General features: G+C 61.7%; 24 protein-coding genes. 23 read left to right on the top strand and 1 reads right to left on the bottom strand.

All coding sequences use genetic code 11. The annotated features are described in order from the left end of the window. Position 1: 1 nt before the first annotated feature. The 21 genes from rplV to rplQ all read left to right on the top strand — a co-directional run bounded on the left by rplV (position 2) and on the right by rplQ (position 11,397). Positions 2–391 (top strand): 50S ribosomal protein L22, encoded by a 390-nt coding sequence (rplV, locus tag AC1DZP_RS30900; RefSeq protein ID WP_006205462.1) that lies wholly within the window; start codon positions 2–4, stop codon positions 389–391. Next, the gene (gene rpsC, locus AC1DZP_RS30895) at positions 391–1,116 is read left to right on the top strand and encodes a 30S ribosomal protein S3 (protein WP_013895697.1); all 726 of its coding nucleotides are present in this window, start codon (positions 391–393) and stop codon (positions 1,114–1,116) included. The genes rplV and rpsC overlap by 1 nt, the downstream gene beginning before the upstream one ends. 27 nt (positions 1,117–1,143) lie before the next feature. Continuing rightward, entirely contained in the window at positions 1,144–1,557 is a 414-nt protein-coding gene (gene rplP / locus AC1DZP_RS30890) for a 50S ribosomal protein L16 (protein ID WP_013531427.1), read from the top strand. Positions 1,558–1,570: 13 nt separating this feature from the next. Then, on the top strand, positions 1,571–1,771 hold the full coding sequence (gene rpmC, locus AC1DZP_RS30885) for a 50S ribosomal protein L29 (protein WP_006205459.1): 201 nt from the start codon (positions 1,571–1,573) through the stop codon (positions 1,769–1,771). Between the two features lie 11 nt (positions 1,772–1,782). Next, positions 1,783–2,022 carry a 30S ribosomal protein S17 gene (rpsQ, locus tag AC1DZP_RS30880; protein ID WP_010909280.1) on the top strand — a complete coding sequence of 80 codons (240 nt, stop codon included), beginning with the start codon at positions 1,783–1,785 and terminating at the stop codon, positions 2,020–2,022. Between the two features lie 71 nt (positions 2,023–2,093). Continuing rightward, entirely contained in the window at positions 2,094–2,462 is a 369-nt protein-coding gene (gene rplN, locus AC1DZP_RS30875) for a 50S ribosomal protein L14 (RefSeq protein WP_006205457.1), read from the top strand. Between the two features lie 12 nt (positions 2,463–2,474). Further along, positions 2,475–2,789, top strand: a complete 315-nt coding sequence (rplX, locus tag AC1DZP_RS30870) for a 50S ribosomal protein L24 (RefSeq protein WP_013531428.1) — start codon at positions 2,475–2,477, stop codon at positions 2,787–2,789. Further along, positions 2,782–3,381, top strand: coding sequence for a 50S ribosomal protein L5 (gene rplE / locus AC1DZP_RS30865; RefSeq protein WP_477307625.1), 600 nt, complete (start codon positions 2,782–2,784; stop codon positions 3,379–3,381). Before rplX ends, rplE begins: the two co-directional genes overlap by 8 nt. Positions 3,382–3,409: 28 nt before the next feature. Further along, positions 3,410–3,715: a 30S ribosomal protein S14 gene (rpsN, locus tag AC1DZP_RS30860; RefSeq protein ID WP_013895695.1), complete on the top strand. Its 306-nt coding sequence runs from the start codon at positions 3,410–3,412 to the stop codon at positions 3,713–3,715. A gap of 12 nt (positions 3,716–3,727) precedes the next feature. Then, positions 3,728–4,126, top strand: a complete 399-nt coding sequence (gene rpsH / locus AC1DZP_RS30855; protein ID WP_006205453.1) for a 30S ribosomal protein S8 — start codon at positions 3,728–3,730, stop codon at positions 4,124–4,126. Between the two features lie 90 nt (positions 4,127–4,216). After that, positions 4,217–4,750 (top strand): 50S ribosomal protein L6, encoded by a 534-nt coding sequence (gene rplF, locus AC1DZP_RS30850; protein ID WP_095089683.1) that lies wholly within the window; start codon positions 4,217–4,219, stop codon positions 4,748–4,750. Between the two features lie 140 nt (positions 4,751–4,890). Then, complete coding sequence (gene rplR / locus AC1DZP_RS30845; RefSeq protein WP_023757972.1) at positions 4,891–5,250, top strand: 50S ribosomal protein L18; 360 nt, start codon at positions 4,891–4,893, stop codon at positions 5,248–5,250. A gap of 86 nt (positions 5,251–5,336) precedes the next feature. Beyond that, positions 5,337–5,900 carry a 30S ribosomal protein S5 gene (gene rpsE / locus AC1DZP_RS30840; RefSeq protein WP_006333394.1) on the top strand — a complete coding sequence of 188 codons (564 nt, stop codon included), beginning with the start codon at positions 5,337–5,339 and terminating at the stop codon, positions 5,898–5,900. Positions 5,901–5,924: 24 nt separating this feature from the next. Beyond that, positions 5,925–6,122 carry a 50S ribosomal protein L30 gene (gene rpmD / locus AC1DZP_RS30835; protein WP_023736690.1) on the top strand — a complete coding sequence of 66 codons (198 nt, stop codon included), beginning with the start codon at positions 5,925–5,927 and terminating at the stop codon, positions 6,120–6,122. A gap of 22 nt (positions 6,123–6,144) precedes the next feature. Then, a complete protein-coding gene (gene rplO / locus AC1DZP_RS30830; RefSeq protein WP_027028844.1) occupies positions 6,145–6,618 on the top strand; it encodes a 50S ribosomal protein L15 in 474 nt (157 codons plus the stop codon). Between the two features lie 184 nt (positions 6,619–6,802). Further along, positions 6,803–8,143 carry a preprotein translocase subunit SecY gene (secY, locus tag AC1DZP_RS30825; protein ID WP_379097713.1) on the top strand — a complete coding sequence of 447 codons (1,341 nt, stop codon included), beginning with the start codon at positions 6,803–6,805 and terminating at the stop codon, positions 8,141–8,143. Continuing rightward, positions 8,140–8,736, top strand: coding sequence for an adenylate kinase (locus AC1DZP_RS30820; RefSeq protein ID WP_095089687.1), 597 nt, complete (start codon positions 8,140–8,142; stop codon positions 8,734–8,736). Before secY ends, AC1DZP_RS30820 begins: the two co-directional genes overlap by 4 nt. A gap of 192 nt (positions 8,737–8,928) precedes the next feature. Further along, positions 8,929–9,297: a 30S ribosomal protein S13 gene (gene rpsM, locus AC1DZP_RS30815; protein ID WP_006205445.1), complete on the top strand. Its 369-nt coding sequence runs from the start codon at positions 8,929–8,931 to the stop codon at positions 9,295–9,297. A 125-nt stretch (positions 9,298–9,422) separates the two neighbouring features. Beyond that, a complete protein-coding gene (gene rpsK / locus AC1DZP_RS30810) occupies positions 9,423–9,812 on the top strand; it encodes a 30S ribosomal protein S11 (protein ID WP_006205444.1) in 390 nt (129 codons plus the stop codon). Positions 9,813–9,917: 105 nt separating this feature from the next. After that, positions 9,918–10,928, top strand: a complete 1,011-nt coding sequence (locus tag AC1DZP_RS30805) for a DNA-directed RNA polymerase subunit alpha (protein WP_013531438.1) — start codon at positions 9,918–9,920, stop codon at positions 10,926–10,928. A gap of 37 nt (positions 10,929–10,965) precedes the next feature. Continuing rightward, the gene (gene rplQ, locus AC1DZP_RS30800) at positions 10,966–11,397 is read left to right on the top strand and encodes a 50S ribosomal protein L17 (protein ID WP_477307623.1); all 432 of its coding nucleotides are present in this window, start codon (positions 10,966–10,968) and stop codon (positions 11,395–11,397) included. A 70-nt stretch (positions 11,398–11,467) separates the two neighbouring features. On the opposite strand, the gene AC1DZP_RS30795 is transcribed toward rplQ, so the two are convergent. Beyond that, positions 11,468–12,073 carry a hypothetical protein gene (locus AC1DZP_RS30795; RefSeq protein WP_477307621.1) on the bottom strand — a complete coding sequence of 202 codons (606 nt, stop codon included), beginning with the start codon at positions 12,071–12,073 and terminating at the stop codon, positions 11,468–11,470. A gap of 140 nt (positions 12,074–12,213) precedes the next feature. On the opposite strand from AC1DZP_RS30795, the gene AC1DZP_RS30790 reads away from it, so the two are divergent. Further along, on the top strand, positions 12,214–13,701 hold the full coding sequence (locus AC1DZP_RS30790) for a DegQ family serine endoprotease (RefSeq protein WP_477307619.1): 1,488 nt from the start codon (positions 12,214–12,216) through the stop codon (positions 13,699–13,701). A 42-nt stretch (positions 13,702–13,743) separates the two neighbouring features. After that, the gene (locus AC1DZP_RS30785; RefSeq protein ID WP_477307617.1) at positions 13,744–15,051 is read left to right on the top strand and encodes a replication-associated recombination protein A; all 1,308 of its coding nucleotides are present in this window, start codon (positions 13,744–13,746) and stop codon (positions 15,049–15,051) included.

Raw genomic sequence — 15,051 nt, 5'->3', positions numbered from 1 at the left:
CATGGGCAAGGCCAAAGCTCCGCGCAGGCTTGCTGACAACGAAGCGCGCGCCGTATTGCGCACGATCCGTATCAGCCCGCAGAAGCTGAACCTCGTTGCCGCGCTGATCCGCGGCAAGAAGGTCGCGACAGCGCTTTCCGATCTCGAATTCTCGGCCAAGCGGATTTCCGGCACGGTCAAGAAGACGCTGGAATCGGCAATCGCCAACGCGGAAAACAACCACGACCTCGACGTCGACGCACTGATCGTGGCGGAAGCCTATGTCGGCAAGTCGATCGTCATGAAGCGGTTCCATGCCCGTGGTCGTGGTCGCGCCAGCCGTATCGAGAAGCCGTTCTCGCACCTCACGATCGTCGTTCGTGAAGTCGAAGAAAAAGGGGAGGCTGCATAATGGGCCAGAAAGTCAATCCGATCGGTCTTCGCCTCGGCATCAACCGCACCTGGGATTCGCGCTGGTTCGCGAACACCGGCGAGTACGGCAAGCTGCTGCATGAGGACATCAAGATCCGCAAGTATCTTGAGAAGGAACTCAAGCAGGCTGCGATCTCGAAGGTCGTCATCGAGCGTCCGCACAAGAAGTGCCGCGTCACCATCCATGCCGCGCGCCCGGGTCTGATCATCGGCAAGAAGGGCGCCGACATCGAGAAGCTTCGCAAGAAGCTGATGGAGATGACGAAGTCCGAGACGCACCTCAACATCGTCGAAGTGCGCAAGCCGGAAATCGACGCGACCCTGGTCGCCCAGTCGATCGCCCAGCAGCTCGAGCGTCGTATCGCTTTCCGTCGCGCCATGAAGCGCGCCGTGCAGTCGGCGATGCGCCTTGGTGCCGAAGGCATCCGCATCAACTGCGCCGGCCGTCTTGGCGGTGCTGAGATTGCGCGCATGGAATGGTACCGCGAAGGCCGCGTGCCGCTGCATACGCTGCGCGCCGATGTCGACTACGGCACGGCCGAGGCGAACACGGCGTACGGCATCTGCGGCGTCAAGGTCTGGGTGTTCAAGGGCGAGATCCTCGAGCACGACCCGATGGCGTCGGAGCGTCGTGCGACCGAGGGCGATGCTGCACATGGCGGTGGTGGTGATCGCGAACGCGGTCGTCGTCGCGAAAACGCCTGAGACATTTAGGAATTTGGAGTTAGAACGATGCTGCAGCCAAAGCGCACAAAGTTCCGCAAGCAGTTCAAGGGCCGTATCCATGGTACCGCAAAGGGCGGCACTAACTTGGATTTCGGTGGTTTCGGGCTGAAGGCGCTTGAGCCGAACCGCGTCACCGCACGTGAGATCGAGGCGGCCCGCCGCGCGATCACCCGTGAAATGAAGCGCGCCGGTCGCGTCTGGATCCGTATTTTCCCGGACGTGCCGGTCACTTCGAAGCCGACCGAAGTCCGCATGGGCAAGGGCAAGGGCGCTGTCGATTACTGGGCGGCGCGCGTCAAGCCGGGCCGCATCATGTTCGAGATCGACGGCGTCAATGAAGAAACCGCCCGTGAGGCACTGCGTCTCGGCGCGGCCAAGCTCTCGGTCAAGACGCGCTTCGTGCAGCGCATCGCAGAATAAGGACGGGCTGATCATGAAAGCCGAAGACATCCGGACCAAGACCCAGGACCAGCTGACCGACGACCTGGCCAGCCTGAAGAAGGAGCAGTTCAACCTGCGCTTCCAGAAGGCCACCGGCCAGCTCGAGAAGACCGCGCGCGTGAGACAGGTCCGTAAGGACATTGCGCGTATCAAGACCATCGCTGCGGAAAAGTCCGCGGCTAAGAAGGCTTAAGGACGAAAACCATGCCAAAGCGCATTCTGCAGGGCACCGTCGTCAGCGACAAGAACGAGAAGACGGTTGTCGTCAAGGTCGAACGGCGCTTCACGCATCCCGTGATGAAGAAGACCGTGCGCATGACCAAGAAGTACAAGGCGCACGACGAGAACAACGCCCACAAGGTTGGCGATCAGGTGTTCATCCAGGAATCGAAGCCGATTTCCAAGGATAAGCGCTGGATCGTCGTGTCTTCGGACCAGGCGTAAACAACGAATTTTGGACAGACCGGGGAGGGGCTTTGAGCCCGTCCCGTTAGAAAAGAAGAAGGCGGCCAGTCATGATTCAGATGCAAACAAACCTCGACGTCGCGGATAATTCCGGCGCCCGTCGTGTCATGTGCATCAAGGTGCTGGGCGGCTCGAAGCGGAAATACGCTTCCGTGGGCGACATCATCGTGGTGTCGATCAAGGAAGCCATCCCGCGCGGCCGCGTGAAGAAGGGCGATGTGATGAAGGCGGTCGTGGTTCGCACGGCCAAGGACATCCGCCGCCCGGACGGCAGCGTGATCCGTTTCGACAAGAACGCAGCCGTTCTCGTCGACAACAAGAAAGAGCCGATCGGCACGCGTATCTTCGGACCGGTTCCGCGCGAACTCCGCGCCAAGAACCACATGAAGATCATCTCGCTCGCGCCAGAAGTGCTGTAAGGAGCCGGACCAATGCAAAAGATTAGAAAAGGCGACAAGGTCGTCGTGCTGGCCGGCAAGGACAAGGGCCGTTCGGGCGAAGTCCTCTCGGTTCAGCCGAAGGAAGACACCGCGCTGGTGCGCGGCGTCAACATGATCCGTCGTCACCAGAAGCAGTCCCAGTCCCAAGAGGGCGGGATCATCACCAAGGAAGCGCCGATCCAGCTGTCGAACATCGCGCTGGCCGACCCCAAGGATGGCAAGCCGACCCGCGTCGGCTTCATCTTCCAGAAGGACGGCAAGAAGGTGCGCGTCGCCAAGCGCTCGGGAGAAGTCATCAATGGCTAAGGCTCAAACCGCGAAGCCCAAGGCTGAAAGCAAGCAGTCCAAGGCCCAGAACACGCCGCGCCTCAAGCAGGTCTACAACGAGACCATCCGCAAGGCGCTGCAGGAGCAGTTCGGCTACGACAACGAGATGCAGGTTCCGCGCATCGACAAGATCGTGCTGAACATGGGCGTTGGCGAAGCGACCGGCGATTCGAAGAAGCCTTCGATCGCGGCCGAAGACCTGGCGATGATCGCCGGCCAGAAGGCCGTCGTCACCCGCGCCCGCAACTCCATCGCCGGCTTCAAGGTCCGCGAGAAGATGCCGATCGGCGCCAAGGTCACGCTGCGCAAGGAACGCATGTACGAGTTCCTCGACCGCCTCGTGAACATCGCATTGCCACGCGTCCGCGACTTCCGCGGGCTCAATCCGAAGAGCTTCGATGGCCGTGGCAACTACGCCATGGGTATCAAGGAACACATCGTGTTCCCGGAGATCAACTACGACAAGGTTGATCAGATCTGGGGCATGGACGTCATCGTTTGTACGACTGCGAAGACGGACGACGAAGCCAGGGCATTGCTCAAGGCTTTCAACTTCCCCTTCCGCCAGTAACGGCAGCGAGAAAAAGGAAAAATCTGAAATGGCAAAGACCAGCTCAGTCGAGAAGAACAACAGGCGCCGCAAGCTTGCCGACCAGTACGGTCCCAAGCGCGCTGCGCTGAAGGCGATCATCATGGACCAGTCCAAGCCGATGGAAGAGCGTTTCCGCGCTCAGCTCAAGCTTGCCGCCATGCCGCGCAACTCGGCCAAGATCCGCATCCGCAACCGCTGCGAAGTCACCGGCCGTCCGCGCGCCTACTATCGCAAGCTCAAAGTATCGCGCATCGCGCTCCGTGATCTCGGCAACAACGGCCAGATCCCGGGCCTGGTCAAGTCGAGCTGGTAAGGAGGACATAACATGTCATTGAGCGATCCTCTCGGCGATATGCTGACCCGCATCCGCAACGCCTACGGCCGCAAGAAGTCGAGCGTCTCGACGCCGGCCTCGCGCCTGCGTACCCGCGTCCTCGACGTGCTGAAGGCTGAAGGCTATATCCGCGATTACAGCCAGACCGACTTCGACAACGGCAAGTCCGAAATCGAGATCGAGCTGAAGTATTTCGACGGCGCGCCCGTCGTGCGCGAAATCGCCCGCGTTTCGAAGCCCGGCCGCCGCGTCTACGTTTCGGCCAAGTCGATTCCGCACGTCGCCAACGGCCTCGGCATCGCCATCCTTTCGACACCGAAGGGCGTGATGGCCGACCACGAAGCGCGTGAACAGAACGTCGGTGGTGAAATCCTCTGCCAGATCTTCTGATCTGGCGTGATCGGAAAAATTGGAATCCGGTCTTCGGGGTCATGCCCGAAGACAGAGACCTGAAACAAGAGAAGTGACGAGGACAACAAAATGTCTCGTATTGGAAAGAAACCCGTTTCGCTGCCGCAGGGCGTGACCGCGACCGTCAACGGCCAGACCGTGACGGCGAAGGGCCCCAAGGGCGAGTTGAAGTTCGTGGTGAACGAAGAAGTGCTGGTCAAGATGGAAGGTAGCGAGATCGCTGTCCAGCCGCGTGACCAGACCAAGACGGCGCGCTCCAAGTGGGGCATGTCGCGCACGCAGATCGTCAACATCCTGCAGGGTGTGAAGGACGGCTTCGAGAAGAAGCTCGAGATCACCGGCGTCGGCTATCGCGCCGCCATGCAGGGCAAGAACCTGCAGCTGGCACTTGGCTTCAGCCATGACGTCGTCTACGAGACGCCGGCGGGCATCACGATCGCTGTGCCGAAGCCGACGGAAATCACCGTGACCGGCATCGACAAGCAGCAGGTCGGCCAGGTTGCCGCCGAGATCCGCGAATACCGCGGTCCCGAGCCCTACAAGGGCAAGGGCGTCCGCTACGCTGGCGAGAAGATCGTCCGCAAGGAAGGCAAGAAGAAGTAGTGGGCATGGCCCCGAAAAGTTGCAGACTTTTCGGAAAGGGCCAAGCCAAAGAAGTGTAACGCCGCGGGGAGCGGTCGCGGGAGGCGCTTTCGCCTACCGCATATGGCAGCCCCCGTTTTTTGAAGGCAAGGAAGACTATCATGGGTACCAAGGAATCCACGCAGCGCCGTGCGCAGCGCGTCCGTCGTCAGATCAAGAAGGTCGCCGGCGAGCGTCCGCGTCTGTCGGTTCACCGCACGTCGAAGAACATCTACGTGCAGGTCATCGACGACGCCAAGGGCCACACCATCGTCGCTGCCTCGACGCTCGAGAAGGACCTCAAGGGTTCGCTCAAGACCGGCGCCGACACCGCCGCTGCCGCCGCCATCGGCAAGCTGATCGCCGAGCGCGCCACCAAGGCCGGCGTCAAGGAAGTCGTCTTCGACCGCGGCGCCTACATCTATCACGGCCGCGTCAAGGCGCTCGCCGAGGCCGCCCGTGAAGGTGGTCTGAGCTTCTAAATCCAAGGAATTTCGCCCCCGGTGACCCACAGAGGCGCCGGATCTTATCAGCAACCGTGCTTCCGGAAAAAAACAAGGAACAGGATATGGCACAGGAACGTAGGGATGGCGGCCGCGGCCGCGATCGTGAAGAACGCGATGACGGCATGGTGGACAAGCTCGTCCACATCAACCGCGTCGCCAAGGTCGTCAAGGGCGGCCGTCGCTTTGGTTTTGCAGCACTCGTCGTCGTCGGCGACCAGAAGGGCCGTGTCGGCTTTGGTCACGGCAAGGCGCGCGAAGTGCCGGAAGCTATCCGCAAGGCAACTGAATCGGCCAAGCGCGACATGATCTTCGTGCCGCTGCGCTCGGGTCGTACGCTGCACCACGACGTCGAAGGACGCTGGGGAGCGGGACGCGTTCTGCTGCGCGCTGCCAAGCAAGGTACCGGCATCATCGCCGGTGGCCCGATGCGCGCCGTCTTCGAGACGCTCGGCATGCATGACGTGGTTGCCAAGTCGATGGGTTCGTCGAACCCCTACAACATGGTTCGCGCCACCTTCGACGCGCTGAAGAGCCAGATGCATCCCAAGGATGTGGCTGCTGCTCGTGGCATCAAGTATTCGACCCTTCAGGCCCGCCGCGGCACCGCCGTTGCGGCTGAAGAATAGTCGATCTGACCAGGGATTTTGACCATGGCCAAGAAAGCAACAAAGACCGTCACCGTTGAGCAGATCGGCTCGCCGATCCGCCGCCCGAAGGAACAGCGCGCGACGCTGGTCGGGCTCGGCCTCAACAAGATGCACAAGCAGCGCACGCTGGAAGACACACCCTCCGTGCGCGGCATGATCGCTGCCGTCCAGCATCTCGTCCGCGTCGTGGACGAGGGCTGAGCCAGAGCGCAGGAGAACCCAGATGAAACTCAACGATCTGCGTGACAAGGACGGCGCGACGCACTCCAAGAAGCGTCTCGGCCGTGGCATCGGCTCCGGCTCCGGCAAGACCGGCGGTCGCGGCGTCAAGGGCCAGAAGGCGCGCTCCGGTGTCGCCATCAACGGCTTCGAGGGTGGCCAGATGCCGCTCTACAGGCGTCTGCCGAAGCGTGGCTTCAACAACATTTTCGCCAAGAGCTTCACCGTCGTCTCGCTGGCCCGTATCCAGGTGGCCATCGACGCCAAGAAGCTCGACGCCAAGGCAACCGTGACGGCTGAATCGCTGGTCGCTGCCGGCGTAATCCGCCGCGTCAAGGACGGCGTGCGCATCCTCTCGGACGGCGAGATCAAGGCGAAGCTCGCCTTTGACGTCGCCGGCGCCTCCAAGGCCGCGATCGAGAAGATCGAGAAGGCCGGCGGCTCGGTCAAGTTGCCGGAAAAGGCAGCTGCCGAGTAACGGCAATTTGAAGCGCGAGCGGGATCCGTTTTTGCTCACGATCGTGCTTTGATCTGCTCAATTAGGCGGCCGCGTCAACGCGGCCGCTTGCATGTTTAGAGCCCGGAGCTTATCTCGTGAGCTTCGGTGAAACGCGCCGCCTGAGCTCAAGGGCCATCAAGCGTTACCAAGCGGAGAATCAGGCATGGCTTCGGCTGCTGAACAACTAGCCTCGAATCTGAATTTCTCGGCCTTCGCCAAAGCGGAGGACCTGAAGAAACGCATCTGGTTCACCATCGGCGCGTTGCTTGTCTATCGCCTCGGCACCTATATTCCGCTTCCCGGCATCAATCCCGACGCCTTCGCTCAGGCCTTCTCATCGCAGAGCAAGGGCGTGCTCGGCATGTTCAACATGTTCGCCGGCGGCGCCGTGCAGCGCATGGCGATCTTTGCGCTCGGCATCATGCCTTACATCTCCGCCTCCATCATCATGCAGCTGATGACGTCGGTTATCCCGTCGCTGGAAGCGCTGAAGAAGGAAGGCGAACAGGGCCGCAAGGTCATCAACCAATACACGCGCTACGGCACCGTGCTGCTTGCGCTGGTTCAGGCCTATGGCATTTCGGTCGGCCTGGAGGGCGGCAACGGCATCGTCAGCGATCCCGGCATGTTCTTCCGCATCTCGACCGTCGTGACGCTGGTCGGCGGCACCATGTTCCTGATGTGGCTGGGCGAACAGATCACCGCCCGCGGCATCGGCAACGGCATCTCGCTGATCATCTTCTCCGGCATCGTCGCCGGCCTGCCGCATGCCATCTCCGGCACGCTGGAGCTTGGCCGTACCGGCGCGCTGTCGACCGGCCTGATCCTGGCGATCATCGTGCTGGCCGTTGTCGTCATCGCCTTGATCGTGTTCTTCGAGCGCGCCCAGCGCCGCTTGCTGATCCAGTATCCGAAGCGCCAGGTCGGCAACCGCATGTTCCAGGGCGATACCTCGCATCTGCCGCTGAAGCTCAACACGTCAGGCGTCATTCCGCCGATCTTCGCGTCGTCGCTGCTGTTGCTGCCGGCCACCGTCGCCGGCTTCTCGCAGACGACCAACATGCCGGCCTGGGCCAGCACCGTGCTGGCGTCGCTCGGCCACGGCCAGCCGCTCTACATGGCATTCTACGCGGCGATGATCGTGTTCTTCGCCTTCTTCTACACTGCGATTGTCTTCAACCCGAAGGACACCGCCGACCAGCTCAAGAAGCATTCGGGCTTCATCCCGGGCTATCGTCCGGGCGAGCGCACCGCCGATTACATCGACTACGTTCTCACCCGCATCACCGTCGTCGGCGCCATCTATCTGGTGCTGGTGTGCTTGCTGCCGGAGTTCCTGATCTCGGCGACTGGCGTACCATTCTACCTTGGTGGCACATCGCTTCTGATCGTGGTCAGTGTCACGCTCGATACGGTTGCGCAGATTCAGGGCCACCTGATCGCGCACCAGTATGAAGGCCTGATCAAGAAGTCGAAGCTGCGCGGGGGGAAGAAAGCCAGATGAGGTTGATATTGCTTGGGCCGCCAGGGGCGGGCAAGGGGACACAAGCACAAAGACTGGTAGAAAAACACGGCATACCCCAGCTCTCGACGGGTGACATGCTGCGTGCTGCAGTCCAGGCTGGCACCGAAGTCGGCAAACGCGCCAAGGCGGTGATGGATGCCGGTGAACTGGTTTCCGACGCCATCGTCAACGCCATCGTCGCCGAACGTATCGATCAGCCGGATTGCGCGAAGGGTTTCATCCTCGACGGATATCCGCGGACCCTGGTGCAGGCGGACGCGGTTGAGCAGATGCTTTCGGATCGCTCGCAGGGCCTCGATGCGGTCATTGAACTTGTCGTCGACGACAAGGCGCTGGTTGGTCGTATCGTCAAGCGGGCCAACGAAGCGCAAGCCGCCGGCCAGCCCGTGCGCAAGGACGACAATCCGACCGTGTTCGAGGAGCGTCTGAGGGAATACTACAAGAAGACGGCGCCGCTGATTGGCTACTATTACGCCAAGGGCACGCTCCGCAGCGTCGACGGCATGGCCGATATCGACGCCGTGACGGGACAGATCGAAGCGGTGCTAAGGGACGCAACGCGGGGAATTTAAACGATTGCACTTGACGGGAGCGGTTCGCTGCGGTATGGCGGCCCGTCTTCCTATCAGGCATCGGCTTTGCTTGTCCGCAAGGGCAAGGCAGCCGCTTTGAACTGGAAACTCCCGCATGGGCCGGCCTCCACCGGACGCGGGGCAACTTAAGATAGCGCCGGTTCGTCCGGCCCACATGGAGAAGAGAAGAATATGGCTCGTATAGCCGGCGTCAACATTCCGACCAACAAGCGCGTCGTCATCGCGCTTCAGTACATTCACGGCATTGGCAAGAAGTTCGCCCAGGAGATCGTCGACAAGGTCGGCATCCCGGCCGAGCGTCGCGTCAACCAGCTCACCGACGCGGAAGTGCTGCAGATCCGCGAAACCATCGACCGCGACTACCAGGTCGAGGGCGACCTGCGCCGCGAAGTCTCGATGAACATCAAGCGGCTCATGGACCTCGGCTGCTATCGCGGCCTGCGTCACCGCCGCTCGCTTCCGGTTCGCGGCCAGCGCACGCATACCAATGCGCGCACCCGCAAGGGCCCGGCCAAGTCGATCGCCGGCAAGAAGAAGTAATTGAGCAAATAGCGATTGGGTCGTGGCGAATAGGTTTCTACCCACCATTCGCTACGCCCTACTCGCTTTTGCAAGGTGGAGCCGCTGGCATTACGGCGGTGTAGAGATCAACTGAAAGGACTATCATGGCCAAGGAAGCCGCTCGTGTTCGCCGTCGCGAACGCAAGAACATCTCGTCGGGCGTTGCCCACGTCAATTCGACCTTCAACAACACGATGATCACCATCACTGACGCACAGGGCAATTCGATTGCCTGGTCGTCGGCCGGTGCCCAGGGCTTCAAGGGTTCGCGCAAGTCGACCCCGTTCGCTGCCCAGATGGCTGCCGAGGACGTTGCCAAGAAGGCCCAGGAACACGGCATGCGCATGCTCGAAGTCGAGGTCTGCGGACCCGGCTCCGGTCGTGAATCGGCACTGCGCGCCCTGCAGGCGGCCGGCTTCACCATCACCTCGATCCGTGATGTGACGCCGATCCCGCACAATGGCTGCCGCCCGCGCAAGAAGCGCCGCGTCTAAAAAAATTACCGAACGCCGCGCGAGCGCCCTTTGTGGCGCTCCTCCACGGCATTCCAGGTCGCCCGCCACGATTGGATGGTGGCGGGTCAACGGAAGGAAAGCATCATGATCCAGAAAAATTGGCAGGAACTGATCAAGCCGAACAAGATCGAGTTCTCGTCGAAGAAGAAGACGCTGACCACGCTGGTCGCCGAGCCGCTCGAGCGTGGCTTTGGCCTGACGCTCGGCAACGCGCTGCGCCGCGTGCTTCTGTCTTCGCTGCGCGGTGCGGCTGTTACCGCCGTGCAGATCGACGGCGTTCTGCATGAATTCTCGTCCATCGCCGGCGTGCGTGAGGACGTGACCGACATCGTCTTGAACATCAAGGAAATCGCCATCCGCATGGAAGGCGATGGCCCCAAGCGCATGGTCGTGCGCAAGCAGGGACCGGGTGCGGTTCTCGCCGGCGACATCCAGACGGTTGGCGATGTCGAAATCCTCAACCCCGACCACGTCATCTGCACGCTGGACGAAGGCGCTGAAATCCGCATGGAATTCACCGTCGACACCGGCAAGGGTTACGTGCCGGCCGACCGCAACCGCGCCGAAGACGCGCCGATCGGCCTGATCCCGGTCGACAGCCTGTATTCGCCGGTCAAGAAGGTCTCCTACAAGGTCGAGAACACCCGCGAGGGCCAGGTTCTCGACTATGACAAGCTGACCATGACGATCGAGACCGACGGTTCGATCACCGGCGAGGACGCGGTGGCTTTCGCCGCCCGCATCCTGCAGGACCAGCTCGGCCTGTTCGTGAACTTCGACGAGCCGCAGAAGGAAGTCGCCGCCGAAGCCGTCACCGAGCTCGCCTTCAACCCGGCGCTGCTCAAGAAGGTCGACGAGCTCGAGCTTTCGGTGCGTTCGGCCAACTGCCTGAAGAACGACAACATCGTCTATATCGGCGACCTGATCCAGAAGACCGAAGCCGAGATGCTGCGCACCCCGAACTTCGGCCGCAAGTCGCTGAACGAGATCAAGGAAGTCCTGGCGGCGATGGGCCTGCACCTCGGCATGGAAGTGCCGGACTGGCCGCCGGAAAACATCGAAGACCTCGCCAAGCGTTACGAAGATCAATATTGAGGCGTTGCCTCTGAACCCGCAATGAAGGAGAAGAGCCATGCGCCACGGATTTAAGGGCCGCCGGTTCGCCCGCAGCATAAGCCACCGCAAGTCGATGTTCGCCAACCTGGCCGTGTCGCTGCTCGAGCACGAGCAGATCGTCACCACCCTGCCGAAGGCGAAGGATCTGCGTCCGATCGTCGAGAAGCTGGTGACTCTCGGCAAGCGCGGTGACCTGCACGCCCGTCGCCAGGTGATCGCGCAGATCGGCAATGAAGGCGTCGTCAAGCGCCTGTTCGACACCATCGCCCCGCGCTACGCTACCCGCAACGGCGGCTATCTGCGCATCATGAAGGCGGGCTTCCGTCACGGCGACAATGCCGCGATGGCTGTCATCGAGTTCGTCGATCGCGACACCTCGGCCAAGGGCGCCGGCGACCGCGCCCGCATCGAAGCCGAAGGCACCGACACGGACGCCGCAGCCGCATAAGGCTTGGTTTTCCGGAGTGAATGCAAAGGGGCCCACGGGCCCCTTTTTTATTGTTGAAGGGCTCTGTCCCTTACCGGGCAAGATCGAGATAGTCTCGACCGCCAATCGGCTTCCAATCGATCGCTTGTGTAATCTGTTCAACTGCCGGATGCGGGTAGGAGTAGATGCTGTCTACCGCCGTTCGATGGTCGATATCGCTGATCAATTGGGAAGCCGTAACGCTGTTCAGATATTTTCCGATGTCCTGATCTTCGATGAAATCTGCATCAACCCGGAAATGAATCTGGATGGGACCGGCACATATGTTCAGCTCGATATCGCCGCCTGCCGCGGTATAGAAGACCATGACCTCTTCTGGCGGCCACAAGGCCGCAGCCAGGAATTCCGATGGCTTCGTGTTTCCATTGAAGCCATCTAGCGAAAGCGCAAGGGTCTCGGTAAGAACCTCGAAATCGCCTTCGAGGCAACCGGCTACTTCGATTTGAAACCAGTTCATCTGGCACGGCGTCTCGTCATCAAAGGAAATTTCGAGCTTTCCGAAAGTCCAATAATCTGGATCGGCGTGATCAGGTGTCCCGAGCACTTCGGCGATCTCGATCACTTTCATGCCATGGAAGACCGGGCCTAGTTTGCCGGTCCTCAAAAAGTCACGGAATGAAACGAACTGTCTTTTCATGAGGGCCGACGAAGGTTTTCAGGCTCAGGTCGAGCTATAGCTGCTTTGCTGCATAAAATAATCGGATTTCAGCGGCTTAGCCTTTCATTTTGCACAATCGTCGGGACAATGCCCCCGAACTTGCCTTGGAGGATTCGTGAATGCGCGCCAACCGACTGTCCCTTGTCCTGCTCTTCGCCATGATGGCGTTCGCAGCCGCACCGGTGGCCAGGCAGGCATTGGCCGAGGAGACCAAGACCGATCCCGGCCTGTCCGACGTGCTGACCGACCTCTTGCATGGCGTCGAAGGCGAGAACTCGACGTCCGGTCCCGACAAGCGCGTGCCGTTCGGCCGTGAAGAGGTGCAACTGTCGTTCGCCCCGCTGGTCAAGCAGACGGCGCCGGCCGTGGTCAATGTCTATGCCTCGCAGACCGCCAAGGTGACGTCGCCCTTCGACGGCGATCCGTTCTTCGAGGAGTTCTTTGGCCGTTCGCAGCCGCGCGCGCAGTCTTCCCTGGGCTCCGGTGTGCTGGTCGACCCGACCGGCATCGTGGTCACCAATTACCACGTCATCAAGGACGCCGACCAGGTCAAGGTGGCGACCGCGGACGGGCGTGAGTTCGACAGCAAGGTGATGCTGAAGGACGAGACACTCGACCTTGCAGTGCTCAAGATAACCTCGGACAAACCGTTTCCGGTCATCGCCATCGGCGATTCCGACGCGCTCGAGGTCGGCGATCTGGTGCTGGCCATCGGCAATCCCTTCGGTGTCGGCCAGACCACCACCAGCGGCATCGTTTCGGCACTTGCCCGCAGCCATATTGGCGTCGCCGATTCAAGCTTCTTCATCCAGACCGACGCCGCCATCAATCCCGGGAATTCGGGAGGTGCGCTGATCAACATGGGCGGCCAGCTGGTCGGCATCAACACGGCGATCTACAGCCGCAGCGGCGGCTCGATCGGCATCGGCTTTGCCATCCCCGCCAACATGGTGCGTGCCTTCGCCGATGCGGCCAAGGCCGGGCTCGACTTCTTCGAACGGCCCTATATCGGTGCCGAGTTCGAAGCGGTGACGCCGCAGATTGCCGAATCGCTCGGCATGGAGAAGCCGACCGGTGCTTTGGTCTCGTCGGTCGAGGCGACCGGCCCGGCCGCCAAGGCGGGGCTCAAGCCTGGCGACGTCGTGATGCAGCTCAACGGCAAGTCGGTCGAGAGCATCGAAGCGCTGGATTACCGTATGGCGACGCTGTCGATCGGCACCAATGCAAATTTCGCGGTTCTGACCAAGGGCCAGCAGGCCGCGATGGACATCGCGCTGGAGCGCGCTCCGGAAGGCATGAAGGCGGCTGAAGTGACGCTGCACGGCCGCAGCCCGTTCTCGGGCGCCAAGGTCGCCGAACTGTCGCCCCGGCTTGCCCAGAAGCTTGGCCTGCGCACCGACATCAAGGGCGTCACCGTGGTCGAAATCAACCGCGACTCGCCGGCCGCCGATTTCGGCTTCCAGCCGGGCGATATCGTGCGCGAGGTGAACGGCACCACCATCGATACCGCGGCGGCCCTGGAGCAGGCCGCCCAGGCGGATACGCGCTGGTGGCGCTTTACCGTCGAGCGCGGCGGGCAGATACTGCGTCAGGTATTGCGTTATTAAAGCACGTCCCTTCGGGTTCATGCTCCAACCAAAAAGAAGTGCATGGCCGATCTGTTCAGCGTCTATGAACCGGAAAAGGCGTCGCCCGGGCGGCCGCTCGCCGACAGGCTGCGGCCGAAAAACCTCGGCGAGGTCGTCGGCCAGGAGCATCTGACCGGCCCTGATGGCGCGCTGACCCGGCTGATTGGTTCCGGTTCGCTCGGCTCGATGATCTTCTGGGGACCGCCCGGCACCGGCAAGACCACGGTGGCGCGGTTGCTTGCCGGCGAAACCAGCCTTGCCTTCGAGCAGATATCGGCGGTGTTTTCCGGCGTCGCCGACCTGAAGAAAGTGTTCGAAGCCGCCAAGCTGCGGCGCACCAACGGTCGCCAGACCTTGTTGTTCGTTGACGAGATCCATCGCTTCAACCGCGCCCAGCAGGATTCTTTTCTCCCTGTCATGGAGGACGGCACGGTCGTGCTCGTCGGTGCCACCACCGAAAACCCGTCCTTCGAACTGAACGCGGCTCTGTTGTCGCGCGCGCGTGTGCTGGTCTTCCATTCATTGGGCGAGGAAAGCATCGCCAAGCTGATGGCGCGAGCCGAGGAGACCGAGGGCAGGGCGCTGCCGCTCGACGACGAGGCGAGGGCGATGCTCATCCGCATGAGCGATGGCGACGGCCGCGCCTCGCTGACGCTTGCTGAAGAGGTGTGGCGAGCCGCCAAGCCAGGCGAGATCTTCAACCCCGAAGGTCTGCAGCGCATCGTCCAGCGCCGCGCGCCGATCTACGACAAGGGCCAGGACGGGCACTACAATCTGATCTCGGCGCTGCACAAATCGGTGCGCGGTTCGGATCCCGACGCCGCGCTCTATTATCTGGCGCGTATGTTCGATGCCGGCGAGGACCCGCTCTATCTCGGCCGTCGGCTGGTGCGCATGGCCATGGAAGACATCGGCCTTGCCGACCCGCAGGCGCTTGTCGTCGCCAATGCCGCCAAGGACGCCTACGACTATCTCGGCTCGCCCGAGGGCGAACTCGCCTTTGCCGAGGCCACCGTCTATCTCGCCACCGCGCCCAAATCCAATGCCGTCTACACCGCCTTCAAGGCAGCCACGCGTGCGGCGAAGGAACATGGCTCGCTGCTGCCGCCGAAACACATCCTCAACGCGCCAACCAAGCTGATGAAAGAGGAGGATTACGGCGCTGGCTATCGCTACGACCACGACGAGCCGGATGCCTTTTCGGGCCAGGACTATTTTCCCGAGAAGATGGGGCGGCAGACCTTTTATGATCCGCCTGAACGCGGCTTCGAGCGCGACATCAGAAAGCGGCTCGACTATTGGGCGAAGCTGCGCAAAGAGCGGGAATAG

It is taken from the genome of Mesorhizobium sp. P2_F8, from assembly GCF_056403655.1.
This window is presented reverse-complemented; position numbering and strand designations above follow the sequence as displayed.